Origin of the sequence: Sphaerisporangium sp. NPDC005289, assembly GCF_040607455.1 — a bacterium.
Taxonomy (GTDB): Bacteria; Actinomycetota; Actinomycetes; order Streptosporangiales; family Streptosporangiaceae; genus Sphaerisporangium; species Sphaerisporangium rhizosphaerae.
Genome location: NZ_JBEXGS010000008.1, coordinates 61,001 through 79,231, shown reverse-complemented (window position 1 = coordinate 79,231; position 18,231 = coordinate 61,001). Strand labels below are relative to the sequence as shown.

General features: G+C 70.5%; 16 protein-coding genes. 9 read left to right on the top strand and 7 right to left on the bottom strand.

Annotated features, from left to right (window positions below; translation table 11 throughout):
• Position 1: 1 nt before the first annotated feature.
• From ABZT47_RS16055 to ABZT47_RS16045, 3 genes are all read left to right on the top strand, one after another.
• Positions 2-997 (top strand): ABC transporter ATP-binding protein, encoded by a 996-nt coding sequence (locus tag ABZT47_RS16055; RefSeq protein ID WP_354841689.1) that lies wholly within the window; start codon positions 2-4, stop codon positions 995-997.
• A complete protein-coding gene (locus ABZT47_RS16050) occupies positions 994-2,136 on the top strand; it encodes an ABC transporter permease (protein ID WP_354841686.1) in 1,143 nt (380 codons plus the stop codon). The genes ABZT47_RS16055 and ABZT47_RS16050 overlap by 4 nt, the downstream gene beginning before the upstream one ends.
• An 87-nt stretch (positions 2,137-2,223) precedes the next feature.
• Entirely contained in the window at positions 2,224-2,952 is a 729-nt protein-coding gene (locus tag ABZT47_RS16045) for an FMN-binding negative transcriptional regulator (RefSeq protein WP_354841684.1), read from the top strand.
• A 46-nt stretch (positions 2,953-2,998) separates the two neighbouring features.
• Here ABZT47_RS16045 and ABZT47_RS16040 read toward each other — a convergent pair whose 3' ends face one another.
• Together ABZT47_RS16040 and ABZT47_RS16035 are read right to left on the bottom strand one after the other, a co-directional pair.
• Positions 2,999-3,301 carry an MTH1187 family thiamine-binding protein gene (locus ABZT47_RS16040; protein WP_354841681.1) on the bottom strand — a complete coding sequence of 101 codons (303 nt, stop codon included), beginning with the start codon at positions 3,299-3,301 and terminating at the stop codon, positions 2,999-3,001.
• Entirely contained in the window at positions 3,302-4,588 is a 1,287-nt protein-coding gene (locus tag ABZT47_RS16035; RefSeq protein WP_354841678.1) for a deoxyribodipyrimidine photo-lyase, read from the bottom strand. It lies immediately after the preceding gene.
• Positions 4,589-4,710: 122 nt separating this feature from the next.
• Between ABZT47_RS16035 and ABZT47_RS16030 the strand changes: the two genes are divergently transcribed.
• Positions 4,711-5,706: a MerR family transcriptional regulator gene (locus ABZT47_RS16030; RefSeq protein WP_354841675.1), complete on the top strand. Its 996-nt coding sequence runs from the start codon at positions 4,711-4,713 to the stop codon at positions 5,704-5,706.
• A gap of 164 nt (positions 5,707-5,870) precedes the next feature.
• On the top strand, positions 5,871-6,410 hold the full coding sequence (locus ABZT47_RS16025; RefSeq protein ID WP_354841672.1) for a sigma-70 family RNA polymerase sigma factor: 540 nt from the start codon (positions 5,871-5,873) through the stop codon (positions 6,408-6,410).
• Positions 6,411-6,489: 79 nt separating this feature from the next.
• Here the strand turns inward: ABZT47_RS16025 and treZ are convergent, their stop codons facing one another.
• From treZ to ABZT47_RS16005, 4 genes are all read right to left on the bottom strand, one after another.
• Positions 6,490-8,214, bottom strand: a complete 1,725-nt coding sequence (gene treZ, locus ABZT47_RS16020) for a malto-oligosyltrehalose trehalohydrolase (protein ID WP_354841669.1) — start codon at positions 8,212-8,214, stop codon at positions 6,490-6,492.
• 52 nt (positions 8,215-8,266) lie between these two features.
• Complete coding sequence (treY, locus tag ABZT47_RS16015; RefSeq protein ID WP_354841666.1) at positions 8,267-10,492, bottom strand: malto-oligosyltrehalose synthase; 2,226 nt, start codon at positions 10,490-10,492, stop codon at positions 8,267-8,269.
• A 54-nt stretch (positions 10,493-10,546) separates the two neighbouring features.
• The gene (gene glgX / locus ABZT47_RS16010) at positions 10,547-12,652 is read right to left on the bottom strand and encodes a glycogen debranching protein GlgX (protein ID WP_354841663.1); all 2,106 of its coding nucleotides are present in this window, start codon (positions 12,650-12,652) and stop codon (positions 10,547-10,549) included.
• A 423-nt stretch (positions 12,653-13,075) separates the two neighbouring features.
• On the bottom strand, positions 13,076-13,387 hold the full coding sequence (locus tag ABZT47_RS16005; RefSeq protein ID WP_354841660.1) for a hypothetical protein: 312 nt from the start codon (positions 13,385-13,387) through the stop codon (positions 13,076-13,078).
• Positions 13,388-13,770: 383 nt separating this feature from the next.
• Here ABZT47_RS16005 and ABZT47_RS16000 point away from each other — a divergent pair, with 383 nt between their 5' ends.
• Positions 13,771-14,616 carry a helix-turn-helix transcriptional regulator gene (locus tag ABZT47_RS16000; RefSeq protein WP_354841658.1) on the top strand — a complete coding sequence of 282 codons (846 nt, stop codon included), beginning with the start codon at positions 13,771-13,773 and terminating at the stop codon, positions 14,614-14,616.
• Between the two features lie 105 nt (positions 14,617-14,721).
• Entirely contained in the window at positions 14,722-14,946 is a 225-nt protein-coding gene (locus tag ABZT47_RS15995) for a DUF397 domain-containing protein (protein WP_354841655.1), read from the top strand.
• Between the two features lie 29 nt (positions 14,947-14,975).
• Here ABZT47_RS15995 and ABZT47_RS15990 read toward each other — a convergent pair whose 3' ends face one another.
• Positions 14,976-15,746, bottom strand: coding sequence for a DUF6082 family protein (locus ABZT47_RS15990; protein ID WP_354841652.1), 771 nt, complete (start codon positions 15,744-15,746; stop codon positions 14,976-14,978).
• Positions 15,747-16,014: 268 nt separating this feature from the next.
• Between ABZT47_RS15990 and mscL the strand changes: the two genes are divergently transcribed.
• Both mscL and ABZT47_RS15980 read left to right on the top strand, forming a co-directional pair.
• Positions 16,015-16,443 (top strand): large conductance mechanosensitive channel protein MscL, encoded by a 429-nt coding sequence (gene mscL, locus ABZT47_RS15985; RefSeq protein ID WP_354841649.1) that lies wholly within the window; start codon positions 16,015-16,017, stop codon positions 16,441-16,443.
• Positions 16,444-17,217: 774 nt separating this feature from the next.
• Positions 17,218-18,225, top strand: coding sequence for a LacI family DNA-binding transcriptional regulator (locus ABZT47_RS15980; RefSeq protein ID WP_354841646.1), 1,008 nt, complete (start codon positions 17,218-17,220; stop codon positions 18,223-18,225).
• Positions 18,226-18,231: the final 6 nt, after the last annotated feature.

Genomic DNA, 18,231 nt, shown 5'->3' with positions numbered 1-18,231 from the left:
CATGATCGAGACCGAGGACCTGCGCAAGGAGTTCCGCGCCGGCCGCGCCGGCATCGTGCGCCGCCGCTCCGGCCGCGCCGTCACCACCGCGGTGGACGGGCTGACCCTGGCGATCCCGCCGGGCCGGGTGACCGGCCTGCTCGGGCTGAACGGCGCGGGCAAGACCACCACCATCAAGATCATCGCCACACTGTTGCGTCAGACCTCCGGCACCGTGCGGGTGGACGGCCTCGACCCGCTCAGGGACCCGAACGCGGTGCGCCGCCGGATCAACCTCATCGCGGGCGGCGAGCGCATGGTCTACGCCCGGATGACCGGCCGGGAGAACCTGTGGTACTTCGGCCAGCTCTACGACGTGCCGCGCGGCGTGCTGCGTCCCCGCATCGACGAGCTGCTCGCCCTGGTCGGGCTGGACGCCGCCGCCGACACCGTGGTCGAACGCTATTCGCGCGGCATGGCCCAGCGGCTGTCCATCGCCCGCGGACTGATCAACGACCCCGCCTACCTGCTGCTGGACGAGCCGACCCTCGGCCTGGACGCGCCCATCGCCCGCGACCTGCGCCGCGTGGTCGCCCGGCTCGCCCGGGAGGGCAAGGGCGTGCTGCTCACCTCGCACTACCTGGCCGAGGTCGAGGAGCTGTGCCGGCACGTGTACGTCATCGGGGACGGCAGGCACCTGACGGAGGGCAGCCCCGCCGAGCTGACCGCGCGGACCGGCTGCCACCGCCGGGTGCGGGTCACCGTCGCCGGGCACTCCGCGCGGGTGGAGTCGGCCGTGGCCGCCTTCGCCGGGCGGCTCGGCGCCCGCGCCGACGTCGAGGTCGCCGAGAACGGCGACATGACCGTCTCGCTCAGCCATCCCGACGAGATCGCCGGCCCGCTGACCATGGCGATCGTGGACGCGGGCGGCACCCTGGCCGGGCTGGAGGTGGCCGAGCCCTCCCTGGAGGACGCCATCCTCACCCTCAACGACGAGGCCGGGCTGGTCACCGCATGAACGACCGCGAACCGCGCGAGAACCGGCGCGAACCGCGCGAGGAGCACCGCGAACCACGCGAGGCGCTGCCGCACTCCGCCCTGCGCCCGCACGAGGCCCTGCTGTACGGGCTGCGCCCGCCCGGCGACCCCGGACCCGCGCACGAGAGAGGCCACCCCGTGATCCGGGCGCCCCGCCGCCGACAGAAGAGGATCACGGCGCACGAGCCCACGAGCCCCTCGGCGAAGACCCCCTCAGACGGGCACGCCACCCCCTTCAGGAGCACCACGGCCGACGGGCAGGCCGTCCATTCGGAGAGGATCTCCGCCGTGGCGGCGGCCCGGCACATGGGCAGGGTGTTCGCCGCCGAGGCGCTCAAGCAGCACCGCCGCGTCTTCGGCAGCAAGCTCGTGGTGTTCTCGATGCTGATCTGGCCGCTGATGCAGCTCGCGGCCACCTACTACACGGTGCGCCCGCTCGCGGCGACGCCCGGGATCGCCGAGCGCTGGCCGCTCGCCGCCGACCCCGGACGGCTGCTGGCGTTCCTGGCCACCGGCACGCTCGGGTTCGCCTTCTTCTTCTCCCTGGTGCAGTCGGCCTGGCACTTCTCCTTCGAACGGGTGACCGGCACGCTGGAGCTGCTGTTCCTGTCCCCCGCCAACCGCCTGGCCATCGTCGTGGCCAACGGCTTCGGCGCGCTGGTGCAGAACGTCTGGCTGTTCACCTGTTTCATGGTGGCGATGTTCACCGTGCTGGACGTGGTCCACGTCGCCCACCCGGCCATGTACGCCGTGGTCTTCCTCGCGCTGCTGGTGCCGGCCGTCGCCTGGGGGGCCTTCCTGAACTCCCTGCTCATCTTCTCCCGGGACTCGGCGTTCCTCTACACGCTGCTGGACGACCCGATGTGGTTCGCCGCCGGGGTGCGCCTGCCGCTGTTCGCGTTGCCGGGATGGGTGCGGGCGGCCGGCTCGGTGCTCCCGCTCACCGGCAGCCTGGTCGTCGTGCGAGGCGCCCTGCTCGACGGGCGCACTCTGGCCGGCCTGGCGCCCGACCTGCTGGCGCTGGGCGCGCTCTCGGCGCTGCTGGTGCTGGCCGCCGTCGTGGCGCTGCGTCTGGGCGAGGCCACCGCCCAGCGCACGGGACGCCTCAAACTATTCTGATCGCGGCCAGAGCGATCGGCGCCGTCCACCCCCACCGGCACCCTGGCCGCCGGCTCCGCCCGACCACCCGCGACGCCCGGAGTGACCATGTACATCCCCCGGCATTTCGCCGCCCCCGGCCCCGCCGCCGTCGCCGAGCTGCTCGGGCGCGCCGGAGCCTCGGACCTGATCACCATGACCCCCGGCGGCATGGTCGCCACCCTCGTGCCGTTCGTGTTCGACCCCTCCGCCGGGGAACACGGGGCCCTGCTCGGGCACCTGGCCCGCAACAACGAGCAGTGGCGGCACGCCGGCGGCGGCACCGAGGCGCTGGTGATCGTCCGGGGGCCCGACGCCTACGTGTCCCCATCGTGGTACGCCGCCAAGCGCGAGCACGGCCGGGTCGTGCCCACCTGGAACTACGTGACGGCCCACGTCTACGGCCGGCTGGTCGCCCACGACGACCCCGCCTGGACCGGGGCGCTGGTCAGGCGCCTGACCGACGAGCACGAGTCGCGGCGCCCGGCGCCGTGGTCGGTGGACGACGCCCCCGACGCCTACATCCAGGGGCAACTGCGGGCCATCGTGGGGGTCGAGGTCGTCATCACCCGCATCGAGGCCAAGTGGAAGCTCAACCAGAACCGCGGCCGGGACGACGTCGAGGGCGTGGTCGCCGGCCTGCTCGACGGCTCGGAGTCCGACCGCGCGACGGCCGGGGCCATGCGCGAGGCGGCCGCCATGCGCGAGGCGGAGACCATGCGCGAGGCGGAGACCATGCGCGAGGCGGAGACCACCCGGGAGGCGGCGGCTCTGCGCGAGGCGGCGGCCCAGGACTGACCCCTGCCCGGCCGCCCCCGGCCGCGTCAGGCCTCGTCAGGCCGCGTCAGGCCGTGCCCTGCTCCAGGTGGCGCTCCAGGGAGGCGACCTTGGAGGTCATGGCGTCGCTCACCCCTTGGCGCACGTCCGCCTTGAGCACCAGGCTCACCCTCGGCGCGACCTCGGCGACGGCCTCGACGGCGCGCCTGACGACGTCCATCACCTCTTCCCACTCGCCCTCGACGGTGGTGAACATCGCGTCGGTGCTGTTGGGCAGGCCGCTCTCGCGGACGACGCGGACGGCCCGCGCCACAGGTTCGGCGACGCCCTCGCCCACGCCGAGGGGGGTCACCGAGAAGGCTACGATCATCTATCCATTGTCGAGGGCGACCAGCGGCGCCGGGTAGCCGGGTACCGGCCTGGGCAGCTTCCACGGCTCGTGGACCGCCTCCGCCGGCAGGCCGGCCAGCTCGGGGACGTACCGCCGGACGTACTCGCCGTCGGGGTCGAACTTCTTGGCCTGCCGGACGGGGTTGAGCACCCGGTTCGGCCGGGTGTCGTTCCCCGTGCCGGCCACCCACTGCCAGTTGCCCCAGTTGTCGGGGATGTCGGCGTCCAGGAGCAGGTCGGCGAAGTGCTCGCCGCCGATGCGCCAGTGGACCTTCAGCCGCCGGGTCAGGTAGGAGCCGGTGATGAGCCGGGCGCGGTTGTGCATCCATCCCTCGGCCGCGAGCTGGCGCATTCCGGCGTCCACGATCGGCAGCCCGGTCCTGCCCTCGCGCCACGCCTGCGCGGCCTCCCCGTCGTCGTTCCAGTCGACCTGGCGCTCGCGGTAGTCGCGCCGCGGCAGGTCGGGGAAGGCGAGCGCGACCTGGTAGTAGAAGTCGCGCCAGCAGATCTGCCGCACGAAGGCGTCGCCGCCGTGCCGGCCCTCCGCGCGCGCGGCGACCTCCGACGGCGACACGCACCCGAAGCGCAGGTAGGGGCTCAGCATGGAGGTCCGCTCGCGCGGCAGGTCGTCGTGGCCCTCGGCGTACCCGGCCAGGCCGTGCGCCAGCCAGTGCTCCAGCCGCCCGCGCCCGGCCGTCTCGCCGCCCGGCAGCATGCCGTGCGGCGGGCCGGGAGGCGGCAGCTCCCCCGGCTCCACGCCCGGGGCCAGGCTCACCGCGTCCGGCGCCGGCAGGACGGGCCTGCGGGCGGCGCCCGACCAGGCCCGCCAGTACGGCGTGAACACGCGATAGTGGTCTCCGCCGGTGGGCTGGAGCGCGCCGGGCGGCACCACGGTGACGCCCGGGAACAGGCGCAGGAGCAGCCGGTGGGCGGCGCACGCCTCGGCCAGGCGGCGCTCGCGCCGGCGGGCGTAGGCGCTGACGTCGGCGGAGGTGAACACCGCCTCCGCCCCCAGCTCTGCGGCCAGTCGCATCGTCTCCTCCACCGGGTCGCCCCGGCGCACCACCAGGTCGCCGCCGCGCTCGCGCAGCGACGCGCGCAGGTCCTGTAGCGCCTCGTTCAGGAACCTCTGGCGGCCGCGCGCCCGTATCGCCGGATCCTGCACGAACAGCGGCACCACCGACCGGGCCCGCGCGCAGGCCTCGGCCAGCGCCGGGTGGTCGTGCACACGAAGATCTCTGGTGAGCAGCACGATGACGGTCTCCACACCTGTGCCTTCGCGCGATCACCGCGGCCGGTTGCGTCCAGCGGCACCCGTCGTTGCGAAGTACCAGGCGAGGAGGGCGCCCCGCTGCCCCGCCCGCGGCGGGCGGCGAGGCGGGCGGACGGATGGACGACGAGAGCGGCCGGCGGGGCACCGAGAGCGAGCCGCCGGAAGAGGCGTCACCGGGCTTCGGCATCGGCGCGGTCGCCCGGCGTCTGGGCGTGCCGGCGCCCACCCTGCGCACCTGGAACCTGCGCTACGGCATCGGCCCGAGCCACCGCAGCCCCGGCGGGCACCGCCGCTACGACGCCGCCGACCTGGTGCGCCTTGAGGAGATGAGCCGGCTGGTCAAGGCGGGCGTCCCCCCGGCCGAGGCCGCACGGTCGGCGCTGCGGCACCCCGGCACGGCCGCACCCCCCGAGGAGCGGGCCGCGCAGGCGCCGGGGCACCCCGGCATGGTCGTACCGGCCCAGGAACGGGCCGCGCAGACGCCGCCGCGGGACACGGCGGTCCCGGGCGTGACCGCTCTGTCCCGCGCCGTGCTGAACCTTGACGACCACGCGGTCACCGCGTGCCTGCACGCCGCGCTGGATCGGCAGGGGGTCGTCTGGACCTGGGAGCGGCTGGTCCAGCCGGTGTTCGCGGCGATCACCCGGCGTCAGGAGAGATCGGGGGCCGGCATCGAGATCGAGCACCTGTTCTCCGAGCGGCTGCTGAGCGCGCTGATCCGGCGGTCCGCGCGGCCCGAGCGGCCGATCCACCCCCGTCCCGTCCTGCTGGCCTGCGCGGAGGAGGAGCAGCACACTCTGCCGGTGCACGCGCTCGCCGCCGCGCTGACCACCGCCTACCGCCTGGAGACGCGCGTCCTCGGCGCCCGCACCCCCTACGCCGCGCTGGCCGAGGCGATGCGGCGCGTCGGGCCGCTGGCGGTGTTCGTCTGGTCCCAGGTCGGCACGACGGGCGACCCCGCGCCGCTGCGTTCCCTGCCGGCGCTGCGCCCGGCCAGCCGGATCTTCGTCGGCGGCCCCGGCTGGTGGGACGGCGGGCTGCCGCCGGGCGTCACCCGCGTCGCCTCGCTCCGCGAGGCGCAGGCGCGGATCCGCGCCGTCCTCGGCCCCTGACCCCGCCATCCTCGGTCCCTGACCGCGCCGCCCTCGGGCCCTGACCGGGTCACCTCTCCACAGCAGCGGCTCCGGCTTTGCCCAGTCGTGGAACGCGCATGCCCGCTCTTGGTTGTGCGGGCGACGATGGGCACATTGAATAAGTTATGAATAGGTTTTCGACCGTGAGGTGGGTTGTCATGGCGGGCACGCTCGGCGTACGGCTGGCGCGAGGCGAAGAGGCCGCGCTGGCGGAGTGCTACCGCGCCCATGCCGGGCTGGTCGCCTCCTACCTGCGCAAGTTCGTCCCCCCGCAGGACGTCGAGGACGTCCGGCAGGTGGTCTTCTCCGAGGTCTGGCGCTCGCGCCACCGGTACGACCCCGGCCGCAGCCTGGAGGCGTGGCTGCTCGGCATCGCCCGCAACCGCGCCATCGACCACCTGCGGGTCCGCACGCTCACGACCGTCCCCCTGGAGAGCGTGATCGAACCATCCGGCGGGGACGGCCGGGACATGGCCGACACGCTGGGCCGCCGCGACCAGGTGCGCAGGGCGCTCGCCGTGCTGCCCGGCCCGCAGCGCGAGGCGATCGAGCTGGCCTACTACGCCGACCTCACCCAGCGCGAGATCGCCGAACGGCTCGCCGTGCCCCTCGGCACCGTCAAGGCCCGCACGGCGCGCGGCCTGCGCCGCCTGTCGACGATCCTGTCCTCGGCCGCCGCCTGAACCGCCGGCCACCCCCTGACGGGCCGCGCGGCGCCCGGCGGGCTCCCCACGCCCGGCCGGGACGGCACGTCCCGCCCGGTCAGGCGGGACGGACGATGGCGACGGTGTGCGGCGGCAGGGACAGGCCCTCGTCGGCGAAGCCCACCTTGGGGTCGGAGGCCAGCAGGACGGCGCCGCTCGCGACGGGGACCGTGACCGGGGCGTCCCCCAGGTTGGCCGCCACGCGGTGCGCGCCGCGGTGGACCACGATCCAGCGGCCCTCCTCGCTCACCTCCACCGCCACCCGGTCCAGCCGGGGATCGGCCAGGTCGGGACACGACCTGCGCAGGGCGATCAGGTCGCGGTACCAGGCCAGCAACTCGGCGTGCGCCGGCGACGACGGCTCGTCCCAGTCGAGCTTGGAGCGGTGGAAGGTGGCCTCGTCCTGCGGGTCGGGCGCCTTGGACCCCCAGTCGTCGTAGCCGTGCCCGAGGAACTCCCGCTCTCTGCGCTCGCTCTCACCCTGCGCCAGGTGCGGCTCGATGTGGTCGGTGAAGAACAGGAACGGCGTGCTCGCGCCCCACTCCTCGCCCATGAACAGCATCGGGGTGAACGGTGAGGTCAGCAGCAGGCCCGCGCCGACCTTGAGCGCCTCGGCCGGCATCCGGTCGCCCATGGCCCGGTTGCCGATCTGGTCGTGGTTCTGCAGGCCGCACACGAACCGGTGCCCGGGGACGCGCAGGCGGTCCACGGGCCGGCCGTGGGTGCGCCCGCGGAAGGTGGAGTAGGTGCCGTCGTGCAGGTAGGCCGAGGTGAGCACCTTGGCCAGCACGTCCATGGGCCCGAAGTCGCAGTAGTACCCGTGGCGCTCGCCGGTCAGCGCGGAGTGCAGGGCGTGGTGCACGTCGTCGTCCCAGACCGCGGCCAGGCCGTACCCGCCCGCCTCGCGCGGGGTGACAAGGCGGGGGTCGTTCATGTCGGACTCTGCGATCAGCGTCAACGGCCGTCCGAGCGCGGCCGACAGCCCGTCCACCTCGGTCGCGAGCTCCTCCAGGAAGTGCACGGCCCGCTTGTCGTGGAAGGCGTGCACGGCGTCCAGGCGCAGGCCGTCCATGTGGTAGTCGCGCAGCCACTGCACCGCGTTGCCGATGAAGTACCGGCGCACCTCGTCCGACCACGCGCCGTCCAGGTTCACCGCCTGCCCCCAGAAGGAGGAGGCCGACTCGTGGAGGTAGGGGCCGAACTGGGCGAGGAAGTTGCCCGAGGGGCCGAGATGGTTGTAGACCACGTCCAGCAGCACGCCGATGCCCGCCTGGTGACAGGCGTCCACCAAGCGCTTGAGACCGTCCGGCCCGCCGTACTCCTCGTGCACGGCGTACAGGTCCACCCCGTCGTAGCCCCAGTTGTGGCGCCCGGGAACGGGCGGGACGGGCAGCAGTTCGACGAAGTCGACGCCCAGCGCCACCAGGTGGTCCAGCCTGCCGATCGCCGCGTCGAAGGTGCCCTCGCGGGTGAAGGTGCCGACATGCAGCTCGTAGATCACCGAACCGGGAAGCTGGCGCCCCCGCCACGCCCGGTCGCCCCAGGTGTACCGGTCGTGCTCGTAGACGCGGCTCGGCCCGAAGACGCCGTACGGCTGGCGCCGGGTGCGCGGATCGGGGAACGCCTCGCCGCCGTCGACGCTGAAGGCGTAGTCGGTGCCGTGGCCCGCGCCCGGCACCTCCGCCGACCACCATCCGCCCTCGCCGCGGACCATCGGATGCCGTTCGGACCTGTCGATCTCCACCTCGACGCGGCCGGCCGTGGGCGCCCAGACCTCGAACATGTTCCTCCCCGTGGATTCGGCGCGGCCCCGCCGCATCGGCGGGGCTCGCCTGCTATTCCTTTTCCAGCAACGCCACGGGATAACGCCCCAGAAGGTGCGCGAATGGGATGCGGCCGGTGTGCCGGGCGCCGGTGAGCAGGTCGCGCCAGCGCCCCGGCGGCAGCGTGAGGGTGGCGCCACCCCATCCGCCGCGGCGCGAAAGGCCGGCGGGCAGCCGGGTGGCCACCGCCACGGCTCGGTCACCACGGGCGAAGGCGATCGCGTGGTCGCGTCCCGAGCCGGACTCCCCGGTGGAGATCGGGACGTAGGGGGCCGCCACGTCGAGCCGCTTGCGCAGCCGCAGCGCCGAGGTGGTCACCAGGAACTTGGCGGCGTCCCAGCTACCGGTGTCCGGTGCCGCCGGCAGCGATCGCCGGTAGGCGAAGTCCACCGGCCGCCGGTTGTCCGGGTCGACCAGCGAGAAGTCGGTGGTCTCGCTGCCCTGGTACACGTCGGGGATGCCCGGCATCATCAGTTGCACGAGCTTCTGGCCCAGGGAGTTGACCCTGGCGTACCGGTCGACGCGCTCGGTGAAGGCCGCGACCGACGGCCCGCAGACGTCGATCGCCCGCGCCGCGAAGTCGCGCACGCCCTTCTCGTAGGCGGCGTCCGGGCTGATCCACGAGATGGAGGTCTTGGCCTCCCTGGCCGCCTTGTACAGGTAGTCGCTGAAGCGCTCCACGCTGATCGGCCAGGCCGCCATGAGGTTCTGCCAGGCGAAGTAGTCGAGCTTGGGGTCGAAGGACACCCGCTCGGACCAGCCGGCGACCGCCTCGGCCCACTCCTGGTGCAGCTCCGACAGCACCGCGAGCCGCGCGCGGACGTCCTCCGAGCGCTTGGTGTCGTGGGTGGACAGCGTGGTCATCGTGTACGGCGCCATGCCGGCGCAGTAGGCGTGGAACTCCTCGGCCGGCACGCCGAACCGGTCGGGCTCGCCGCCGACCTCGTTGAGACAGGCCAGCGGGTACCAGCGGTACAGGGCGGTGTCCTCCACCCCCTTGGCCATGACCGGGCCGCAGGTCTGCTGGAAGCGGGTCACCGTCTCGGCGGGGCCGGACAGGACCAGCTCGACGGCGCGCTCGACGGCGGCCGGGTCGGCGTGCCGGGCCGCGCGCGCCCCCGCCTCGCGCAGAAGCCGGACGGTCTCGGCGGGCGGCCGCTCGCCGGGCACCGCGTAGGCGCGGTACACGGGCATGGCGGCCAGCAGCTCGACCATCGCCTCGCGCAGCTCGGGGTGCTCCCGGGTGAGCCGCTCGACCTCCCCGGTGAAGAACTGGGCCAGCACCTGCTTCTTGGCCTCGTAGCGCACCGTCTCGTAGTCGCGGGGGAAGGCGGTGTGCCGGACGAACAGCTCCAGCAGCGGCTCGGCGCCCGCCGGGTCGACGAACAGCCGGGTCACCATGTTGAGCGCGTCGTACCCCGTGGTGCCGTCGCACGCCCAGTCGTCCGGCAGCCGCTCGTCGTCGATCAGGATCTTCTCGGCGACCGTCCACACCGGGGCCAGCTCGCGCAGCCGGGCGAGATAGCCGCGCGGGTCGGCCAGCCCGTCGGGATGGTCCACCCGCAGCCCGCTGATCACGCCCTCGGCGACCAGCGACAGGATCACCTCGTGCGTCGCCTCGAAGACCTCGGGGTCCTCGACTCGCAGGCCGATCAACGAGGAAACGTCGAAGAACCGCCGGTAGCCGGGCGGCCGCCGCCACGGCACCAGCCGGTAGTGCTGGTCGGCCAGGCGCCCGTCGCTGCCCGGCCGCACCGGGAACAGGTGGTCGTAGTAGCGCAGCACGTCGCCGTCGGCCACCACCTCGGCCTCCAGGTCGGTCTCGTCGCCCAGCACGGGCATGGCGACCTTGCCGCCGCCGCCCTGCCAGTCGATGTCGAACCACCGCGCCGAACCGGCCTGCGGCCCGTGCGCCAGCACGTCCCAGAGGCGGGCGTTGCCCGACTCGGGGACGGGCACCGTCATGTGGTTCGGCACGATGTCCACGACCAGGGGCAGGCCCGCCGCCGCCAGGCTCCGCAACCCCTCCACCCCGCCGAACTCCGCCCTGACCCGCGTGTGGTCGGTCACGTCGTATCCGTGCTCGGACGAGGGGACCGCCTGCAGGATCGGCGAGAGGTACAGGTGGCTCACGCCCAGCTCGGTCAGGTAGCCGACCAGGGCCTTCGCCTCCCCGAACCCGAAGCGGGGGGTGAGCTGGAGCCGGTAGGTCGCCGTGGGCTTGGCCGGTTCGGTCACGTCGTGTTCCTTCGCGGGTGTCTCGTCGGGCATGCCGGAGCGGGCGCGGCGTGGTCAGGCGCGGCGCAGGACCCGCACCGATCGGCCTTCCACCGGCACCTCCTCCTTGGCGCGGTAGAGCTTGGTGTCGATGGCGATGGGCACCGCGGTGTCGATCTCCGGGACCCAGGCGTCGCCGAAGTCCTTGGGGATCGTGAACTGGATGGTCTCGTGATGGGCGTTGAACATCAGCAGGAAGGAGTCGTCCACGACCCGCCGGCCGCGCCGGTCGGGCTCGGTGATGGCCTCCCCGTTGAGGAACACGCACAGCGAGCGGGCGTAGCCGTTGTGCCAGTCGGCGTCGGCCATCTCGCCGCCGCCGGGGGTGAGCCAGGCGATGTCGCTCAGGTCGTCGCCCGACCCGCGGACCGCGCGGCCGAAGAAGAAGCGCCTGCGCCGGAACACCGGGTGGTCGCGCCGCAGCCGTGCCAGCCGCTGGGTGAACTCCAGCAGCAGCCAGTTCTCCTTGATGTCGGACCAGTCGACCCAGCTGATCTCGTTGTCCTGGCAGTAGGCGTTGTTGTTGCCCTGCTGGCTGCGGCCCAGCTCGTCGCCGTGGGAGAGCATCGGCACGCCCTGCGACAGGAACAGCGTGGTGAGGAAGTTGCGCTTCTGCTGCTCGCGCAGCGCCTCCACGGCCACGCCCGCGGCGCCCTCCTCGCCGCAGTTCCACGACCGGTTGTCGTCGGTGCCGTCGCGGTTGCCCTCGCCGTTGGCCTCGTTGTGCTTGTGGTTGTAGGACACCAGGTCCTGCAGAGTGAAGCCGTCGTGGCAGGTGACGAAGTTGATGGACGCCGCGGGGCGCCGGCTGTCGTCCTGGTAGAGGTCGCTGGAGCCGGTGAGCCGCGAGGCGAACTCCGGCAGCGCGGCCGGCTCGCCGCGCCACATGTCGCGGATCGTGTCGCGGTAGCGGCCGTTCCACTCGGTCCAGCGGGGCGGGAAGTTGCCCACCTGGTAACCGCCCGGCCCGACGTCCCACGGCTCGGCGATCAGCTTGACCTGGCTGAGCACCGGGTCCTGCTGGACCAGGTCGAAGAAGGCCGACAGCCGGTCGACCTCGTGCAGCTCCCGGGCCAGCGTCGAGGCGAGGTCGAAGCGGAAGCCGTCGACGTGCATCTCGATGACCCAGTAGCGCAGCGAGTCCATGATCATCTGCAGCGTGTGCGGCGAGCGCATGAGCAGGCTGTTGCCGGTGCCGGTGGTGTCCATGTAGTAGCGCTGGTCGTCGTCGACGAGCCGGTAGTAGGCCTCGTTGTCGATGCCGCGCATGCTGAGCGTCGGCCCGAGGTGGTTGCCCTCGGCCGTGTGGTTGTAGACGACGTCGAGGATGACCTCGATGTTCGCCTCGTGCAGGGCCTTGACCATGGCCTTGAACTCCAGCACCTGCCCGCCCCGCTCGCCGGAGCTGGAGTAGGCGTTGTGCGGGGCGAAGAAGCCGATGGTGTTGTAGCCCCAGTAGTTGGTCAGCCCGCGCTGCTGGAGGGTGTCGTCGGTGACGAACTGGTGCACCGGCATCAGCTCGACCGCGGTCACCCCGAGCCCCGTCAGATGGTCGATGATCTCCGGGTGCCCGAGCGCGGCGTAGGTGCCCCTGATGCGCTCGGGGATGCGCGGATGCTGGATCGTCAGGCCGCGGACGTGCGCCTCGTAGATCACCGTGTCGTGGTACGGCGTCGCGGGCGGCCGGTCGTGGCCCCACCCGAAGAACGGGTTGACCACGATGGACTTCGGCACGAACGGCGCCGAGTCGGTGTCCTCGCGGCTGTCGGGGTCGCCGAAGCGGTAGCCGTAGACGGCCTGGTCCCACTTCACACTCCCCTCGATCGCCTTGGCGTAGGGGTCGAGCAGCAGCTTGCTCGGATTGCAGCGCTGGCCGCGCGCCGGGTCGTAGGGCCCGTGGACGCGGTAGCCGTAGCGCTGGCCAGGGCCGATGCCGGGCAGGTAGCCGTGCCACACGAAACCCTCGCACTCGGTGAGGGGTACGCGCTCCTCCTTGTTGTCCTCGTCGAAGAGGCAGAGCTCCACACGCTCGCCCACCTCGGTGTAGAGCGCGAAGTTCGTGCCCGCGCCGTCGTATGTAGCCCCGAGCGGATAGGGGTCGCCGGGCCAAATCTCGATCATGTCACCACCCGGATAGGGATTTGCCCCATGTTCTCCTGACCATGCCGACCAGCGCAGCTCAGTGCGCCAGATCACTTCTCACAGGAGGACATCGTGCGCTGTATGAATGTGACCTGCTGTCCGCGACGCCGCGCCGACCCTGTCACCCGTGCGATCCGCGCAGTCCGTGCCAGGCTACTTGACCCGCAGGTCGAGGCCGTCGGGGACACTCGGGCGGTAACAGGGCGGTCACACGACTCGGTCACGGCTGGGGACCTGCCGCAGGCGCGGCACATTAAACAACCCTGACCACAGGAACACCTGGAGTCGGCCGCCGCAGGGCCCATGCGGGCGGCGATCCGGCCGGACTGAACGGCGACCCGGCGGGCCGGCGGCGCGGTCCGGAGCGGCGTCAGGCCCCCGGCACGGTCGCGCCGTACCGGGTCAGGCGCTCTTCCTGGCGGCCGGAGGCGGCTCGAAGAAGTTGAGCAGCCCTTCCCCCTTGCAGGTGCGGCACGGACGGCCGCTCTCCCCCCTGCCGTTCCCCCCGCAGGTGCAGCACACGACCACCCGGTCGAACCGGGGGTCGCGGTAGGTGTGGCGCGTCCGGCGCCGGACGATCGCCCATCCCTGCACCCACGCGAAGCCGTCGATCTCAGCGAAGAAGGCGTCGCTGAGCTCCCAGTTACGGGCGAGGGCGTGTTCGCGCATGTGGGTCCACAGGGTGGTGGCGATCCCGGCGGGGCTCACATTCATAGGGATCGGTCCTCTCGCGGTGGTCGGGAGCCGGTCGATGCCCCCACCACCGGACCCGGCCTCAACGCGCCCCCGGGAACGCCACCCGTCCGCCGCCCGCCTCGCGGCCCGGCCCTCCCCCTCCCGCAGGGGACGGCCACCCCGCGAGGAGGCGGCTCTTAGGGAGTGACGTCCTCTCTGTAGGGGCTAACCTTACGTTTACCCGGGTTGATGCCAAGAGCAACCGCCATTGGCAATTGCCACAGGAAAGTATCTCCGGCGAACACCTTGCTGCCCATAGGGCATGAGTAGTGTGCGCCCTAACAGTACGGAGGAGACTCGGCATCAGCGGTGACCGCGCATCCGAGAAGGCGATCACCGCGCCGAGGCGAGGTGAGCAGGTCATGGCCGGGATCAATCCGTCGCTCCGACACCATGAGGTCGCCACCCGGCTGCGCGCGCTGCGGATGGACGCCGGTCTCACCATGAAAGAGGCGGCGCAGAGGCTCGAGTGCTCGGTGGCCAAGATCAGCCGCCTGGAGACCGCCGCGCGCGGCGTCATCCCGCGGGACGTGCGCGACCTGTGCGCCATCTACGGCGCCGACCCGGCCGAGGCGGCCGTCCTGATAGCGATGGCCCGCGAGGCGCGCGCGTCGGAGTGGTGGGAGGAATACCCCGACGAGAAATTCCGCGCCTACATCGGCCACGAGGCGGACGCCGTCGCGATCTTCTCTTACGACACCGGCATATTTCCCGGCATCGTGCAGACGTCCGGCTACGCCCGCGCCATCATCAAGGGAGTGGCGGGCAGAATAAGCGCCGAAACCCTGGCCAAGCGCGTCGAGTTGCGGATGCGCCGGCAGGACATCCTGCACAAGAAAGACCCGCCGCGCCTGCACATCATCGTCGACGAGTCGGCCCTCCACCGCCGGGTCGGCGACGAGAGGGTAATGTACGAACAATTGTCGCACCTGCTGGAGCTCTCGGGGCGCCACCGCATGTCGTTGCAGGTCATCCCCTTCAGCGCGGGCGCCCACAAGGGGCTCGACCAGACCTTTACCATGCTAGAAATGGCCGACCCCATTCCCGACGTCATATATCAGGAAGTTGGGGGGCGAATCGAGTACTTCCGTAAAGAGAAGGAACTGCAGGCTTACCGTGACCTCATCGGCCATCTGAGCACCGTGGGCCTCGGGCAAGACGGCTCCCGCACGCTCATCGAGGAAGTGTCGCAGAAATACAGATCCTGATCAAGCGGGGCGAACGGACCCCTCGATGATCTTCTGATGGCATAATGCCGGATATGGACGCCCTCTTGGGTGATCCTGTCACTTCGACGACCATCAGAGGAATCCATGAGGTTCTCATCATCATGGCACGATACCGGCGTCCGATGGCGCTCGGCCAGCCAGTGCAACACCGAACATTGTGTCGAGGTCGCCGCCACCGGCGGTCACATAGCGATTCGCGATTCTAAGGATCCCAGCAGTCCGGTGCTCGTCTACACCGAGGACGAGTGGCAGGCATTCATTGACGGAGCCAAGAAGGGCGAGTTCGACCTGCAACGCTTCCTCGATTAGCAAAAGATCGCGAAAACAGCCGGAGGCGGTCACAATGGCCCGTCTCCGGTCTTTCGTATCAGCAGTTTTCCCGCCTTCTTCGCCGCGTATAACGTACTCCCGAGAGCGATCATCAAAACTACATATCGTGAAGTCGATGATTGACGCCGTCGACCGACCGGGTACCCTCCGCTAGAGGAACGTAGATTCATCTGCAGGGCCTCGGCTACGGCCTTCGCATACTCGTCCTCGACAATACGGAAGAACTTCCGCTCCCTTCTTGTCCCCCGCGTCCCCAGCCTCCACGAATCCCGACCAGCCCGCCACCATTCGCGCATGAATTCCCGCCGAAACGAAGGAGCCAGACACTCGCCACGCAATGATTCCTCATGGACAATTCGAGATTCGAAAGCCATTCGATAATAGTTCATCTGCAGGGCCGCATATATACGTCGCTTAGCCTCCTCTGGGGTTATGACTTTTGATGGACCAACCATCGTCATATAGAGACTTGTGTCATCAGCCGCCATCGTCAGCAACTTCATATGATAGCCCCGCACCACTTGGATCCTGTTGATTCTGGCCTCTCCGGCCTGAATGACTAACGAAATAGTCAGAGCCACAAATGCCAATGCAGAGAACAATGCAGCAATTGTGCCATACGTCTCTCCGATAGCACTCAGTCTCTCCCAGTCCAGCTCTTGCATGGAGCCAATAGCGGTCAGATCATCGATGAGGACCGGGGATGCCACGACAAGCAGCAGGCCGACCACACATAAGACAGGCACACTGAACGCCTGCACCGCCTTGCGAACACTCATGCGCACTCAACTCCGAACCGCCCGAATGTTGCTCACACGCGTCACCATCCCGCCCTGCCATCCTGCTACCCGCTTGGCCGCTCGACAGAAATGCTATCGAGTAGCCGCTTACGCCCCTAGTGGTTCGCTCTGCACATCGACGATTATGACACTACGCCCGGGAAGGGATCGCCTCCTTCGCAATAATGCCGATCACCTTTGGTTTGCATCACGATCTCCGGGTAACCGGATACCTGTGGCTCACGACACTCCCCCGGAGGACCCTGAGATGGGTGGATTCAAGAAGTTCCTGATGCGCGGCAACCTGGTCGAGCTGGCCGTGGCGGTGGTCGTCGGAGCCACTTTCAGCGGCCTGGTGCAGGCGCTGGTGGCCGACCTGATCACGCCGCTGATCGGCGCGGTGACCGGCGGACGCAACCCCGACTTCTCCAAGTACTCCTTCACCCTCAACGGGGCGCAGTTCAAGTACGGGGATTTCGTCAACCACCTGCTCACCTTCCTGATCATCGCCGCGGTGATCTACTGGCTCGTGGTGATGCCGATGACCCGGCTGATCTCCTACCTCGACCGGGACAAGGCGAGCACCGAGAAGAAGTGCCCCGAGTGCCTGAGCGACATCCCCGTCGAGGCGCGCCGCTGCGCCTTCTGCACCGCCGAACTCGTCACCGTCCCGGCCGACGACCGCCCGCCGGCGTGAGACCCGCCGGAGTGGTCCCATCGGCGTGAGACCCGTCCCATCCTCGAAGGAATAGGGGGCATCGCCGGCGGGTTGTGGGGGTTGTGAGTGATCTGACCCTGGTGTCGCCCGTGGCGGGTCGAGCGTCCCTGTGTCGATCCTGTACCTGGCGCCGTTGGAGTGGGGGACACGCCGGGTGACGCACGCAGCAGGAGCACCGAGCCGGCCCGCGGGGCCGAGGAGTGGGCCACCACCGGTTGTGGGTGGCCCGGCCGGGCCGGGCGCTTCTTCGGTGACGCCCATCCCGCCGGCGACCCGTTCGAGACCTCTTCGAGCTGATCGCCAATGCCTGCGGCATGAAGGACATCAGCCACTAAAGCCCTCTTAGAGCAACCAACCGCCCATATCACCCATAGAGCGACTAACGCCGATAGACGTCTCAGGCCGGATGGAACGGAACAACCACCCACCAGAGACTTGAGGTAACGCTGCGGTAACACTTGCGCCCGCGCGGGCCTCTCGCCCGCGCGGCCACAGGCATGTCCGAGGGTGGCTGAGCAGGTCTGTGGCCTACGACGCTCCCCGCCACCGCCCCGCCGGGCGGCCCGTCCGACCCCTGCCGGACAGGAATCTCTGACAGGGACCTTTCTTCGCATGGAATATGTCCGTAACATCGCCTCCAGACCGGGCGTGGAACATTTACCGGAAACATCTGTTGACACGCAAGAAACACTGTTATTGTAATGGGAGCGCTCCCACGCCTTCGCGATATACCTTGAAAGCGGAGGAAGCCGGATGGCTGACCAGCCCACGCTTGCCCAGGTAGCAGCCGAAGCAGGGGTCTCCCCCGCCACGGCCTCACGAGTGCTCACCGGCTCCGTCCGCGTGAGCACCTCCACTCGCCGTCAGGTCCACGACGCCATGTCACGTCTTGGTTACGTACGGCATCGCGCGCCGCGGGGAACGTCCGCCCGGCGGTCCGACCAGCTTGTCGCGGCCGTCATCTGCGAACACACCCAGCGCATGTTCTCCGAACCCTTCTACGCACGGCTGCTCTCGGCGGCGGACGAGGTGTTCACCAGCTATGGGGTGCCTTTCGTCGTGATGAACGCCACGCCGGCCACCTCGACGATCGCCGCCCCACCGCTGGTGACGGGCTCCTTCGACGGCGTCCTGCTCGCGGGCGCCCGCGAGCGACATCCTCTGGCCGTCACCCTGGCCGCGTCCGGCATCGCGGTGCGCAGCGCCGGCCGTCCACCGGACGGCATCGAGCTGCCGTTCGTCGACATGGACAACATGGACGGGGCGCGCCAGGCGGCGGAACACCTGCTGCTCACCAACCGCAGGGCGATCACCGTGATCGCCGGGCCGCCCACGCTGCCCGGCGCCCGCGACCGCCTCGACGGTTTCCTGCGGACGCTGCACGCGGCGGGGATGAACGACGTCCCGGTCGCCTACGGCGACTTCACCCACGCCTCTGGGGCGCACGCCATGCAGTGGCTGCTTCAGCGGTCGCCGCACCTGGACGCGGTGTTCGCCGCCTCCGACCCGATGGCCGCCGGCGCCATGCAGGCACTGCGGCGCGCGGGCCGGCGGGTGCCGGACGACGTGGCCGTGGTCGGGTTCGACGACGCTCCCCTCGCCCGGCACACCTCGCCTACGCTGACCACCGTGCGGCAGCCGGTCGAGGAGATGGCCGTGCTCGCCGCGAGGATGCTGCTCATGTCGATCACTTCGGAGGATGACGTCCCGCACGGCAACCCCATACTTCCCACGGAGCTGGTGGTACGTGAATCAACTTGATTCGGG

Coding starts and splice junctions, on each gene's coding strand:
- ABZT47_RS16055 (WP_354841689.1), top strand. CDS start 2: ATGATCGAGACCGAGGACCTGCGCAAGGAGTTCCGCGCCGGCCGCGCC.
- ABZT47_RS15995 (WP_354841655.1), top strand. CDS start 14,722: ATGAGGTTCTCATCATCATGGCACGATACCGGCGTCCGATGGCGCTCG.
- ABZT47_RS16040 (WP_354841681.1), bottom strand. CDS start 3,301: ATGATCGTAGCCTTCTCGGTGACCCCCCTCGGCGTGGGCGAGGGCGTC.
- ABZT47_RS16050 (WP_354841686.1), top strand. CDS start 994: ATGAACGACCGCGAACCGCGCGAGAACCGGCGCGAACCGCGCGAGGAG.
- ABZT47_RS15990 (WP_354841652.1), bottom strand. CDS start 15,746: ATGAGTGTTCGCAAGGCGGTGCAGGCGTTCAGTGTGCCTGTCTTATGT.
- ABZT47_RS16030 (WP_354841675.1), top strand. CDS start 4,711: ATGGACGACGAGAGCGGCCGGCGGGGCACCGAGAGCGAGCCGCCGGAA.
- ABZT47_RS16000 (WP_354841658.1), top strand. CDS start 13,771: ATGGCCGGGATCAATCCGTCGCTCCGACACCATGAGGTCGCCACCCGG.
- ABZT47_RS16005 (WP_354841660.1), bottom strand. CDS start 13,387: ATGAATGTGAGCCCCGCCGGGATCGCCACCACCCTGTGGACCCACATG.
- treZ (WP_354841669.1), bottom strand. CDS start 8,214: ATGTTCGAGGTCTGGGCGCCCACGGCCGGCCGCGTCGAGGTGGAGATC.
- ABZT47_RS15980 (WP_354841646.1), top strand. CDS start 17,218: ATGGCTGACCAGCCCACGCTTGCCCAGGTAGCAGCCGAAGCAGGGGTC.
- mscL (WP_354841649.1), top strand. CDS start 16,015: ATGGGTGGATTCAAGAAGTTCCTGATGCGCGGCAACCTGGTCGAGCTG.
- glgX (WP_354841663.1), bottom strand. CDS start 12,652: ATGATCGAGATTTGGCCCGGCGACCCCTATCCGCTCGGGGCTACATAC.
- ABZT47_RS16045 (WP_354841684.1), top strand. CDS start 2,224: ATGTACATCCCCCGGCATTTCGCCGCCCCCGGCCCCGCCGCCGTCGCC.